The organism is Bradyrhizobium sp. AZCC 2230 (assembly GCF_036924495.1).
GTDB lineage: Bacteria > Pseudomonadota > Alphaproteobacteria > Rhizobiales > Xanthobacteraceae > Bradyrhizobium > Bradyrhizobium rifense.
On record NZ_JAZHRS010000001.1, the window covers coordinates 8,225,206 to 8,237,712 of the forward strand.

At 63.7% G+C, this 12,507-nt stretch carries 11 protein-coding genes and 1 pseudogene; 9 read left to right on the top strand and 3 right to left on the bottom strand.

Annotated features, from left to right (window positions below; all coding sequences use genetic code 11):
- Positions 1–105 precede the first annotated feature (105 nt).
- The 6 genes from V1280_RS39200 to glyS all read left to right on the top strand — a co-directional run bounded on the left by V1280_RS39200 (position 106) and on the right by glyS (position 5,852).
- Entirely contained in the window at positions 106–333 is a 228-nt protein-coding gene (locus V1280_RS39200; RefSeq protein ID WP_334535937.1) for a putative signal transducing protein, read from the top strand.
- Complete coding sequence (locus V1280_RS39205) at positions 326–1,093, top strand: tRNA1(Val) (adenine(37)-N6)-methyltransferase (RefSeq protein ID WP_334535938.1); 768 nt, start codon at positions 326–328, stop codon at positions 1,091–1,093. The genes V1280_RS39200 and V1280_RS39205 overlap by 8 nt, the downstream gene beginning before the upstream one ends.
- A gap of 216 nt (positions 1,094–1,309) precedes the next feature.
- Positions 1,310–2,218, top strand: coding sequence for a S49 family peptidase (locus V1280_RS39210; protein WP_334535939.1), 909 nt, complete (start codon positions 1,310–1,312; stop codon positions 2,216–2,218).
- Positions 2,219–2,323: 105 nt separating this feature from the next.
- On the top strand, positions 2,324–2,542 hold the full coding sequence (locus tag V1280_RS39215; RefSeq protein WP_334535940.1) for a hypothetical protein: 219 nt from the start codon (positions 2,324–2,326) through the stop codon (positions 2,540–2,542).
- A 203-nt stretch (positions 2,543–2,745) separates the two neighbouring features.
- Positions 2,746–3,693 carry a glycine--tRNA ligase subunit alpha gene (locus V1280_RS39220; protein WP_334535941.1) on the top strand — a complete coding sequence of 316 codons (948 nt, stop codon included), beginning with the start codon at positions 2,746–2,748 and terminating at the stop codon, positions 3,691–3,693.
- A complete protein-coding gene (gene glyS, locus V1280_RS39225; RefSeq protein WP_334535942.1) occupies positions 3,693–5,852 on the top strand; it encodes a glycine--tRNA ligase subunit beta in 2,160 nt (719 codons plus the stop codon). Before V1280_RS39220 ends, glyS begins: the two co-directional genes overlap by 1 nt.
- 113 nt (positions 5,853–5,965) lie before the next feature.
- Here glyS and V1280_RS39230 read toward each other — a convergent pair whose 3' ends face one another.
- Both V1280_RS39230 and V1280_RS46945 read right to left on the bottom strand, forming a co-directional pair.
- Complete coding sequence (locus V1280_RS39230) at positions 5,966–6,319, bottom strand: DUF1236 domain-containing protein (RefSeq protein WP_334535943.1); 354 nt, start codon at positions 6,317–6,319, stop codon at positions 5,966–5,968.
- A gap of 53 nt (positions 6,320–6,372) precedes the next feature.
- Positions 6,373–6,468: pseudogene (locus V1280_RS46945) on the bottom strand (hypothetical protein); the annotation flags it as partial.
- 73 nt (positions 6,469–6,541) lie between these two features.
- On the opposite strand from V1280_RS46945, the gene V1280_RS39235 reads away from it, so the two are divergent.
- From V1280_RS39235 to V1280_RS39245, 3 genes are all read left to right on the top strand, one after another.
- Positions 6,542–6,697: a DUF3096 domain-containing protein gene (locus V1280_RS39235; RefSeq protein ID WP_084291949.1), complete on the top strand. Its 156-nt coding sequence runs from the start codon at positions 6,542–6,544 to the stop codon at positions 6,695–6,697.
- A 96-nt stretch (positions 6,698–6,793) separates the two neighbouring features.
- A complete protein-coding gene (gene ppdK, locus V1280_RS39240) occupies positions 6,794–9,727 on the top strand; it encodes a pyruvate, phosphate dikinase (RefSeq protein ID WP_334535944.1) in 2,934 nt (977 codons plus the stop codon).
- Between the two features lie 428 nt (positions 9,728–10,155).
- On the top strand, positions 10,156–11,610 hold the full coding sequence (locus V1280_RS39245) for a cell wall hydrolase (protein ID WP_334535945.1): 1,455 nt from the start codon (positions 10,156–10,158) through the stop codon (positions 11,608–11,610).
- A 4-nt stretch (positions 11,611–11,614) separates the two neighbouring features.
- On the opposite strand, the gene nadC is transcribed toward V1280_RS39245, so the two are convergent.
- A complete protein-coding gene (gene nadC / locus V1280_RS39250; protein WP_334535946.1) occupies positions 11,615–12,493 on the bottom strand; it encodes a carboxylating nicotinate-nucleotide diphosphorylase in 879 nt (292 codons plus the stop codon).
- Positions 12,494–12,507 lie beyond the last annotated feature (14 nt).

The window sequence follows — 12,507 nt, forward strand, 5'->3', positions numbered from 1 at the left end:
GAGGGGCTATTCTGATGGAAAGACAATAGAAACTGGACGGGGATGCGGCAAGGCCTGTGGAACCATTGACATTTGCCGCTCACCCCTTTCGGGCAGGAGGCTCGTTTGCGTGAACTGGTTCGGACCAACGATATCGTGCTGGTGTCGGCGATCGGCGCGCTGCTCGACGGGGCCAACATCCATCATCTGGTGCTGGACCAGAACATGAGCATCATCGAGGGCTCGCTCGGCGTCCTGCCGCGGCGGATCCTGGTCCATGAGGACGACGCCATCGAAGCCCGGCAGCTCCTGACCGATGCCGGGCTCAGCCACGAACTGCGCGGCGATGATTGACGTCGTCACAGATATCACCGAGGACGCCTTTCTCGGCGGACAGCTGCTCCTGCGGCAGAAGCGATCCGGCCACCGCGCCGGGCACGATGCCATTTTGCTTGCGGCGGCGACTGAGGCCCGCGCCGGTGACCGTGTGGTCGATCTCGGCGCCGGAATCGGCACGGCCGGGCTTGCACTGGGGCGGCGCGTGGCCGGGGTCGATCTTTGCCTCGTCGAGATCGATCCGGAACTGGCCGGGCTCGCCCGCACCAATGCGGCTGCGAATGCGATTGCCGCGGAGGTGATTGTGCTCGACGTCACGGCGGATGCGCAGGCTTTTGCGGCACATGGGCTCATGCCCGACAGTGCGGATTGCGTGCTGATGAACCCGCCCTTCAACGATTCCACGCGGCACCGTGGCTCGCCGGACCAGGCCCGTCACACCGCGCATGTCGCGACCGAGGAGACGCTCAATGCGTGGGTGCATGCAGCACGGCGCATCCTTCGATCGAACGGCGTGCTGACCCTGATCTGGCGCGCGGATGGTATCGCGGACGTTTTGGCAGCGCTGTCACGCGGCTTCGGCAGCGTCTCGATCCTGCCGGTTCATGGCGAAGCGGGAAGGCCTGCAATCCGCGTGCTGGTGCGCGCCGTCAAGGGTGGCCGCGCGCCGCTGCGATTGCTGCCGGGCCTCATGCTCAATGACGAGTCACGCGTGCCTAAAAAAGAGGTGAGGAATATTCTGGAGGGGCGAGCGGTCTTGCCGCTGGCGGAGCCGTGACGGCTTACTGGGGAAGCGATTCCGATTGCTGTTCCTGCGGGGAGGTATAGCGAAGCGCCGTGAAAAGTGCACCGATCAGCAGCAACAGCAGATAGATCTTCATGGCATTTCCTCCGCTGCTTCATTGCAGCTTCCCAACGAGGAATCTGCAAAACACGTTCCAGCGAACTTCAATGACAGTCGCGTGATAAGAATTGGTTAATCAGAGGTAACGGCATGGCCGAACAATTGAACGATCGCGAAAACTCCGGCCTGGCCGACAAGCTCCTGCAATACCTGCCGGCGCGCTTCCGCCCCGGCACGGCGGTAGTGCCGGTGGTGCGGCTGTCCGGCGTCATCGGCGCGGTGACGCCGCTGCGCCCTGGCATGTCGCTGGCGGGCGTCGCCCGGGTGCTGGAGCGGGCCTTCTCGGTCCGCAATGCCAAGGCGGTGGCGCTGGTGATCAACTCGCCCGGCGGCTCGCCGGTGCAGTCGCGCCAGATCTATCTGCGCATCAAGCAGCTCGCGGCGGAGAAGAAGCTGCCGGTGCTGGTGTTCGTCGAGGACGTCGCGGCCTCCGGCGGCTACATGATCGCCTGCGCCGGCGACGAGATCTTCTGCGATCCGTCCTCGATCCTCGGCTCGATCGGCGTGGTCGGCGGCAGCTTTGGTTTCCAGGAGGCGATCAAGCGGCTCGGCATCGAGCGGCGGCTCTACACGGCCGGCGCCCACAAGGCGATGCTCGATCCGTTCCTGCCCGAAAACCCCGACGACGTCGCCAAGCTGAAGGCACTTCAGCGCGAGATCCACCAGATCTTCATCGCGCTGGTGAAGGAGAGCCGCGGCGCGCGGTTGAAGGGCGCGGACGACACCCTGTTCACCGGCGAGTACTGGGCCGGCGAGAGTTCGATCGCGCTGGGCCTGGCCGACGGCATCGGCGATATCCGCTCAACTCTTCGTGCCCGCTACGGCGAGAAGGTTCTCACCCCTGTGATTGCGCAGCCGACGGGGCTGCTGTCCGGTCTGTTTGGGCGGAAATCGCCCGGCGCGGGGCAGCTTTCGGCCATGGAATCAATGGTCGGGTTGCCGGACGAGCTGATCTCGGCGGTCGAGACGCGCGCGATTTGGGCGAAATTCGGGTTCTAGGAGGAGCCCCTCCCGCGCCATTTGGTCCGAGCCGAGCCAATTGCGGCGCGGCCCGGAGTGCGCGAATATGCGCGTGGGGGCTGAGCATTGAACAAGGATCGACCGATGCCGCCGTTCGTTGCATTTGCGGGCGTGCTGGGTGGGCTTGCCGTGGTCCGCTGGGCCTACAAGACCGCACTCCGGATCAACCAGGAGCTGGAGGAGATGCGCCTCTCGCGCGTCGCCGAGGCCGCCCATATGGGGAATATCCAGACGTTGAAGCGTGACCCCGTGACCGGAGCGTATAGGCCGGGTTCACCGCTCTCAACACGAGAGGTGCCGTAGGGTGGGCAAAGCGAAGCGTGCCCACCACCGTGCCGTAATCCGGGAAAGATGGTGGGCACGGCGCAAGTGCGCCTTTGCCCACCCTACGGCACCGTCCTAGGGCAGTCGTTAAGCCCGAATCCGCCCCTTTACCTTGATTCCCACCCCCGCCGTCGATACGGTCCCGCGCGATTCAAAACCCCCCGCGAGAGCCTGATCTGACGATGGACGCCTCATTGCCCGCCCATATGCGCCCGGAACGCTCGTTCCAGGGCTTTATCCTCGCGCTCCAGCGGTTCTGGGCCGAGCAGGGCTGCGTGATCCTGCAGCCCTACGACATGGAGATGGGTGCGGGGACCTTCCATCCGGCGACCACGCTGCGCGCACTCGGGCCAAAGCCGTGGAACGCGGCCTATGTGCAGCCCTCGCGCCGGCCCAAGGACGGCCGCTACGGCGAGAATCCGAACCGGATGCAGCACTACTACCAGTTCCAGGTGATCATGAAGCCGTCGCCGCCGAACCTTCAGGAGCTGTACCTGAAGTCGCTGGCCGCGATCGGCATCGATTCCGCCGTGCACGACATCCGCTTCGTCGAGGACGATTGGGAGAGCCCGACGCTGGGCGCCTGGGGCCTGGGGTGGGAGTGCTGGTGCGACGGTATGGAAGTGAGCCAGTTCACCTATTTCCAGCAGGTCGCCGGCGTCGAATGCGCACCGGTCGCGGGCGAGCTCACCTACGGGCTCGAGCGTCTCGCGATGTATGTGCAGGGCGTCGACCGCGTCTACGATCTCAACTTCAACGGCCGCGACGGCGATGCCAAGGTCACCTATGGCGACGTCTTCCTGCAGGCCGAGCGGGAATATTCAAAGCACAATTTCGAAGTCGCCGACACCGCGATGCTGTTCGAGCAGTTCAAGATGGCGGAAGCGGCCTGCCGGAAATATCTCGACGCAGGTTGGCAAAAAAACTCGGAGTCCGGCAAGCGCGAGGCGCATCTGATGTCGCTGCCGGCCTATGACCAGTGCATCAAGGCCAGTCACGTCTTCAACCTCTTGGACGCGCGCGGCGTGATCTCGGTAACGGAGCGGCAGAGCTACATTTTGCGCGTGCGCGAATTGGCAAAAGCCTGCGGCGAGGCCTGGATCCATACTGAAGCGGGCGGAGCGGCCTGATGCCCGATCTTTTGCTTGAACTGTTCTCGGAAGAAATCCCCGCGCGCATGCAGGCCAAGGCGGCCGACGATCTGCGCCGTCTTGTCACCGAGAAGCTCGTCGCCGAGGGTCTCGTCTATGAGGGCGCAAAGGCCTTCGCGACGCCGCGCCGCCTTGCGCTCACCGTGCACGGCATCCCCGCGCGTCAGCCTGATCTCAAGACCGAACGCCGTGGACCGAAAGTTGGCGGGCCCGACGCTGCCGTGCAGGGCTTTTTGAAAGCGACAGGCTTGAAGTCGCTGGATGAGGCCAAGATCCAGCGCGACCCCAAGGGCGACTTCTACATCGCATTGATCGAGAAGGCCGGGCGCGACGCGATCGACGTGCTTGCGGAAATCCTGCCCGTCATCATCCGCACTTTCCCCTGGCCGAAATCGATGCGCTGGGGCGCGCGCTCCGGCAAGCCCGGCTCGCTGAGCTGGGTGCGTCCGCTGCACGCGATCACCGCGACCTTCGGGCCCGAAACGGAAGAGCCCGATGTCGTGAAATTCTCGGTCGACGGCATCGAGACCGGTCAGACCACCTACGGCCATCGCTTCATGGCGCCGGCGGCGATCAATGTGCGCCGTTTCGAGGACTACGAAGCGAAGCTGAAGGCCGCAAAAGTCATCCTCGATCCGCAGGCGCGCAAGGATATCATCTTTGCCGACGCCAAGGAATTGACGTTTGCGCAAGGCTTTGAGCTGGTCGAGGATCAGGTGCTGCTCGACGAGGTCTCTGGCCTCGTCGAATGGCCGGTCGTCATGATGGGATCGTTCGAGGAAGAATATCTCGCGATCCCGGACGAGGTGATCCGCGCCACTATCCGCAACAACCAGAAGTGCTTTGTGGTCAAGGATCCCAAGACCGGGAAGCTGACCAACAAATTCGTCCTCACCGCTAATATCGAGGCGACCGACGGTGGCAAGGTCATCGTCGCCGGCAACGAGCGCGTGATTCGTCCGCGTCTGTCGGATGCGAAGTTCTTCTACGAGGCGGACCTCAAGACCAAGCTTGAGGATCGTCTGCCGAAGTTCGAGCAGATCGTGTTCCACGAGAAGCTCGGCACCCAGGCTGCGCGCATCAAGCGCCTTCAGCGTCTCGCCGCCTGGCTCGCGGAGTGGTTGATCGAGCCTCAGTTGCAAGTTGGAAAAGGATTATATGGAGGAAACTCTGCGCAATACGCCAACGATGTCGAGCAAGCGGCCCGTATTGCCAAAGCAGATTTGCTCACAGAAATGGTCGGCGAATTTCCAGAACTCCAAGGCCTCATGGGTAGGTACTACGCGTTGGAGCAGGGTGAACGTCCGTCTGTCGCGGCTGCTTGTGAGGAGCATTACAAGCCGCAAGGACCAACGGATCGCGTGCCGACCGATCCAGTAAGTGTAGCTGTCGCGCTGGCCGACAAGATTGATACGATTGTCGGGTTCTGGGGGCATGATGAGAAGCCTACCGGAAGCAAGGATCCATTTGCGCTCAGGCGTGCATCGCTCGGTATTATTCGTATCCTTGCGTCTAATGGCATTAGGCTCCCACTTTTGAAATCTATCGACGTCGCGTGGCAAGGCTACGCAGCGAACGAAGCAGGCGTTATTGGACAATCAGATCGGTTTGCTGGCGATCTGCTCGCCTTCTTCGCCGACCGCCTGAAGGTCCAGCTTCGCGAGCAGGGCGCGCGTCACGATCTCGTGGATGCCGTATTCGCGCTCGGCGGTCAGGACGATCTTCTGATGATTGTCCGCCGCGTCGAGGCGCTCGGCAAATTCCTCGAGAGCGACGACGGTAAGAACCTGCTCGCCGGCATCAAGCGCGCCAGCAACATTCTTGGCATCGAGGAGAAGAAGGACAAGCGCAGTTTCGACGGCGCGCCTGATGCTGCGCTCTACAGCCTTGGCGAAGAGAAGGCGTTGGCCAAGGCGATCGGCGAGGTGACGGCGGAAGCAAGTGCTGCCGTCGCCAAGGAAGATTTTGCCGCCGCGATGACCGCGATGGCAAAGCTTCGTCCGCCGGTTGATGCGTTCTTCGACAAGGTTCGTGTCAACGACGACGATGCGAAGGTGCGCGAGAACCGCTTGAAGCTGCTCAACGAAATCCGCAGCGCCACGCGTGCGGTGGCGGATTTCTCGAAGATTCAGGATTGAGGCGGGATAAAAATGCCCCGCCCGGCGGGGGGAAGACCGGGCGGGGCCTGATGTCCGACTACGCAATGCGCGCCAGCCTGATTGAAGTGACGCGCCGGACATCGAGTTGAGCGCTAGTCCATCACCTCGACGATGCGGCGCGAGCGCGGCTCGACCAGCACCGTCTCGCCGTTCACGACGGTGTAGCGATAAGTCGTCGCGCCGAAACGTTGCGGCACGTCATAATAGGTGACGCCGGTCTCGGGTAAGGTGGCGCCGACCACCACGCGATCGGGAATGCTGAAAGCGGGCACACGTTGTTCGACGACATAGTCACGGAAAGCCGGCCGCTGTTCCACCGCGATGGTGGGGCCGCTGTCGACCACGACGGGCGCGCGTCCCACCGTGATCCCGGTTTGCGCCTGCACCGCGATCGGCGAGCCGAGCGCGACGCCAAGCGCTGCGAGGGCGAGAATCCTGTTCCGCATGGGCAACTCCTTCGAATTGATTTCAGCCGGCGCCAGTGGCGCGACCGGTTGCCAATGCTGCGGCGCGCGTGATGTTCCGGAAAAGGCCTGCCGCATACGGGGCAATTTCGGGCAGTTTTCGCGAAGCGGGGAACCCGATGCGGCCCCAGCGCGTCTCTACCCGCGGAACCCGGTCCGCTATGATCCGCCCGCGATTCGCCTCAGGCCACAGGAAGACTTTTCATGCATCTCACCATCGCCCACATCTCGCCGATCCTGTCGCTGATCGCGGGAGTGCTCATCCTGATCATGCCGCGCCTCCTCAACCTGATCGTTGCGATCTTTCTCATCATCAATGGTGCGATTGGGCTCGGATTGTTGAAGTGGCTCCATCTCTAGGCCTTCATTTTCCGGAACTCTTCGACTTGCGCGGGCCTGCCCAAAGTGGTGTAAGGCGCGCGATTTCCCATTCCTCTCGCAGGTTGTGTGCAAGTTATGGCCAAAGCCGCCTCGAAGCCTAATAAAACTGCAGCGAAATCAAAGCCCTCCGCCAAGGCGAAAGCCGCGCCGGCGGCCCGTAAGGCGCTTCCCAAGAGCGCCGTGAAGAGCGCCCCGAAGCCGGTCGCAAAGGCGGCGGCCAAGCCTGCGGCGAAACCTGCAAAGGCTGTGGCCAAGCCGGTTGCGCCGAAGGTTGCCGCCAAGGTCGCTGTGAAGGCTGCGCCTGCCAAGGCGGCCCCGGCCGCGATCAAGGCCGGCAAATGGGTCTACACGTTCGGCGACGGCAAGGCCGAGGGCCGCTCGGAGATGCGCGACCTGCTCGGCGGCAAGGGCGCCAACCTCGCCGAGATGGCCAATCTCGGTCTGCCGGTGCCTCCGGGCTTCACCATTCCGGCCTCGGTCTGCACCTATTTCTACGCCCACGACAAATCCTATCCGAAGGAATTGCAGTCGCAGGTTGAGAAGGCGCTGGACTATGTCGGCAAGTTGACCGGCAAGGTGTTCGGCGAAGCCAAAAACCCGCTGCTCGTCTCCGTGCGCTCCGGCGCGCGCGCCTCGATGCCGGGCATGATGGACACCGTGCTCAATCTCGGCCTCAACGACGAGACCGTGGAAGCGCTGTCGGAGCTCTCGGGCGATCGTCGTTTCGCCTATGACAGCTATCGCCGCTTCATCACCATGTATTCCGACGTGGTGCTCGGCTTCGAACATCATCACTTCGAGGAAATCCTCGACACCTTCAAGGACAGCCAGGGCTACACGCTCGACACCGACCTCACCGCCGAGGACTGGGTCGATCTGGTCGGCAAGTACAAGGACGCGGTCGCGCGCGAGACCGGCAAGGATTTCCCGCAGGATCCGCATGACCAGCTCTGGGGCGCGGTTGGTGCTGTGTTTTCATCCTGGATGAACGCGCGCGCGGTGACCTACCGCAGGCTGCACGATATCCCTGAGTCCTGGGGCACCGCGGTCAACGTGCAGGCCATGGTGTTCGGCAACATGGGCGAGACCTCGGCGACCGGCGTTGCGTTCACCCGCAACCCCTCGACCGGCGAGAGCAAGCTCTACGGCGAGTTCCTGATCAACGCGCAGGGCGAGGACGTGGTGGCGGGCATCCGCACGCCGCAGGACATCACCGAAGAGGCGCGCAAGGAATCGGGCTCCGACAAGGCGTCGATGGAAGCGGCGATGCCGGAAGCCTTCAAGGAGCTGACGCGAATCTACACGCAGCTCGAGAAGCACTACCGCGACATGCAGGACATGGAGTTCACGGTCGAGCAGGGCAAGCTGTGGATGCTGCAGACCCGTGGCGGCAAGCGCACCGCCAAGGCGGCGCTGCGCATTGCGGTCGAACTCGCCAATGAGGGCCTGATCACCAAGAAGGAAGCGGTGATGCGGATCGATCCCGCCTCGCTCGACCAGCTCCTGCATCCAACCATCGATCCCAACGCCAAGCGAGACGTGATCGCGACCGGCTTGCCAGCGTCGCCGGGTGCGGCTTCCGGCGAGATCGTGTTCTCCTCGGACGAAGCGGCCAAGCTCCAGGGCGACGGACGCAAGGTCATTCTGGTCCGCATCGAGACCAGCCCCGAAGACATCCACGGCATGCACGCCGCCGAAGGCATCCTGACCACCCGCGGGGGCATGACCTCGCACGCCGCCGTGGTCGCGCGCGGCATGGGCAAGCCCTGCGTCTCCGGCTGCGGTACCATCCGCGTCGATTACGGCCGCGGCACCATGAGCATCGGTTCGCGCACCTACAAGGCCGGCGACGTCATCACCATCGATGGCTCGCTCGGCCAGGTGCTGGCCGGCCGCATGCCGATGATCGAGCCGGAGCTCTCCGGCGAGTTCGGCACGCTGATGAAATGGGCCGACCAGGTCCGCAAGATCGGCGTCCGCGTCAATGGCGATACGCCGGAGGACGCCCGTACCGCGATCAAGTTCGGCGCTGAAGGCATCGGCCTCTGCCGCACCGAGCACATGTTCTTCGAGGAGACGCGCATCCGTACGGTGCGCGAGATGATCCTCTCCGAGGACGAGCAGTCGCGCCGTGCCGCGCTTGCAAAACTGTTGCCGATGCAGCGCGCCGACTTCGTCGAGCTGTTCGAGATCATGAAGGGGCTGCCCGTCACGATCCGTCTGCTCGACCCGCCGCTGCACGAGTTCCTGCCGCACACCCATGCCGAGGTCGAGGAAGTGGCGCGCGCCATGAACACCGACCCGCGGCGTTTGGCCGACCGTGCACGCGAGCTGTCAGAGTTCAATCCGATGCTCGGCTTCCGCGGCTGCCGCATCGCAATCGCCTATCCTGAAATCGCCGAGATGCAGGCACGCGCGATCTTCGAAGCTGCAGTCGAAGCCGAGAAGCGTACCGGCAAGGCCGTCGGCCTCGAGGTGATGGTGCCGCTGATCGCGACCAAGATGGAGCTCGATCTGGTCAAGGCACGCATCGACGCGACCGCGAAAGCGGTGATGCGCGACACGAATACAAAACTCACCTATCAGGTTGGCACTATGATCGAGCTGCCGCGCGCCTGCCTGCTTGCGGGTGAGATCGCGGAGAGCGCCGATTTCTTCTCCTTCGGCACCAACGACCTGACGCAGACCACCTACGGCATCAGCCGCGACGACGCCGCGAGCTTCCTCGGTCCCTATGTGGCGAAGGGCATCCTCTCGATCGATCCCTTCATCTCGCTCGACCAGGAAGGCGTCGGCGAACTCGTCAAGATCGGCGTCGCGCGCGGCCGCAAGACGCGCCCCTCGCTCAAGATGGGCATCTGCGGCGAGCACGGCGGCGATCCGGCGTCCGTCGCGTTCTGCCACACGATCGGTCTCGACTACGTTTCCTGCTCACCGTATCGCGTGCCGATCGCGCGGCTTGCTGCAGCGCAGGCTGCGCTCGGCAAGGTGGTTGCGAGCCAGGCGTAAGACGAAGTGCAGGATTGACATGAGAGAGGCGGGGCCAAACCCCGCCTCTTTCATTTTGCGAACAGCTCTCTCCACGCCGTCATTGCGAGCGCAGCGAAGCAATCCAGAGTCTTTCCGCGGCTGCAGTCTGGATTGCTTCGCTGCGCTCGCAATGACGGAGGATGGAACCGCGCGCGTCCCGTAATGATACGCACGCGCAAGAGTTCCTTCACCATTCGCGTTGACCAGATGTTTACCGCTTCACATCAGCCCGCATTTACCACGCGCGCAATCGCCCTGTGAAAACACCTGACATCGCTTGAGTGTGTTGGCTGCGCAACGCCGATTAACGCCCCGGCAACCTAAATTAGATACTCACGATAAAGATCGAATTGCACGGAAGTACTGCGGCTCGATCTCTCTAGTGTATGCGTAGCGTGAGCGTATCGATGTCAGTGTTGCGTAACCATCCGAAGGGTGCGCGGTTCGCATCCTTCGGAATCGGTCTCTGCATCTTCGCATTGATGCCGAGAGAGACCGGCTATCAGGACATAGGCTCGTTGCTGGCGCGTCAGCCCGGCGTCGCCGAACGTTGGCAGAAGCAGGTATTCTCCGCAGCCTCGTCCATTCAGCTCGCCACCTACAGCTTTTCGCGTCCGATCGGAACGTCGATTCCACAGAGTGCAATGGTTCGCCTCGCGAGCCTCGATGGCCGTGACGTCACCGGCGCCGTCACGCGCAATCCGGTGTTCCAGGCGCCGACGCGCTACCAGGCCTCCGATTTCCCCAAGGTTGATCGCGCGCTGAAGGGCGACCGTCTCGCCACCGTGACGCCGGCACCTGAGACGGCTGCACCTGCCGCCGCTCCCGCCCAGCAGGATCCGGCGACATCCAACAGCTCGGTGTTCGGCGCCAAGACGGTCGAGCTGCCTGTCGCGCAGCCGCAAGCGATGTCGCCGGAGTCCGCGGCAGCACTCGATCCCGAGCTTCAGGAGGCGATGCGCGCGCCGCCACTGCCGCAATATGCCAATCCGCCGAAGGCCGGCGATAACGCGCTGTCCTTTGCGGCCCAGCCGCTTGCCGCGCTGAAGCAGGCGACGATCGCCGCGCCGCCGCGCGATCCCTTCAGCGTCAAGACCTCGAACCTGTTCTTCGGCAGTTCCTCGCTCGGCGGCAATGTCGAGAGCATCGAGAGCTGGCAACCCGGCGCCGAACCGCTGATCGTGGTGCCCGACCCCGACATGAAGCTGGCCTCGCTGTCGCCACCGTCGGACGACGTCGTGAAGGACAGCGAGAGCGGCGAGAGCGTCGCGCCGAAAGGCGAGGTCAACGCAGACAACCAGCGCGCCAAATCGCCGGCCGAGCGACTGGCGCTCGACGACAAGTCACGCGCGAAGTCCGAGAAGTGCCTCGCTGAAGCCGTCTATTTCGAATCCCGCGGCGAGGCCGTACGCGGCCAGATCGCGGTCGCGCAAGTCGTGATGAACCGCGTGTTCTCCGGCAAATATCCGGACACCGTGTGCGGCGTGGTCTATCAGAACAAGTACCGCCACTTCGCCTGCCAGTTCACCTTTGCCTGCGACAACAATCCCGACGTGATCCGCGAGCCGGAGATGTGGGAGCGCGCCAAGAGGATTTCGAAGGCAATGCTCGACGGTCAGATCTGGCTGCCTGAAGTCGGCAAGTCGACGCACTACCACGCCTATTGGGTGCGTCCGTCCTGGGTCGCCGAGATGAAGAAGATGTACAAATTCGGCGTGCACACCTTCTACCGGCCGCGCAACTGGGGTGACGGCAGCGAGGAACCGAGCTGGGGCACGCCGGCGCAGACCGCGGCGCTCTCGGCGGAGCTCGCCCAGGAAGCCAAGAGCTCCGCCGAGATGGGCGTTGTCGAGCGAAGGTAACCGCTCACATCTCAATATCCAGCGCGCAATCAAAGTTCGGCGCCGAATGCGTCAGCGCGCCGGATGAGGCGTAGTCGACGCCGGTTGCTGCGATTGTCGCGATCGAGTCCAGCGTGACGCCACCCGACGCCTCCAGCGTGACCCGGCCCTCGCTCATCCGCACCGCCTCGCGCAGCGTCGCGATGTCCATGTTGTCGAGCAGCACCGCTTCGGCAAGACCGGTGTTGAGGACGTCGCGGAGTTGCGCCAGCGTATCCACCTCGATCTCGATCTTGACGAGATGGCCGGCATGAGCGCGGGCGCGCTCCAGCACCGGACGGATGCCGCCGGCGACCGCGATGTGATTGTCCTTGATCAGGATGGCGTCGTCGAGGCCAAAACGGTGGTTGAAGCCGCCGCCGCAACGTACCGCGTATTTCTCCAGCGCCCGCAATCCCGGCGTGGTCTTTCGCGTGCAGCAGATGCGCATTTTGGTGCCCTCGGTGCGCGCGACGTAGTCGGCTGTGAGCGTGGCGACGCCGGACAGCCGGCCGACGAAGTTCAGCGCGGTCCGCTCCGCCGTGAGAATGGCACGCGCCGGCCCTGAAATTGTCAGGACCTGCTGCCCGCGGGCAACGCGCGCGGCGTCGCGGACATGCGCGCGCACCTCGAGATCGGGCGACAGCTTTTGCAACGTCGCCAGCGCGAGCGGCAGACCGGCGATGATGCCGGATTGCCGCGCGACGAGGATGGCTTGCGCCTTGGTCGCTTCCGGGATCGTCGCGAGCGAGGTGACGTCGCCGGCGCGGCCAAGGTCCTCGTCGAGCGCACGATGCACGGCCTCGTCGATGGCGAGCGGAGAGAGAAAGGCGTCGGGATAGAGCAGGGAGGTCGGGGTGATCATGAAAAAAAACTCCG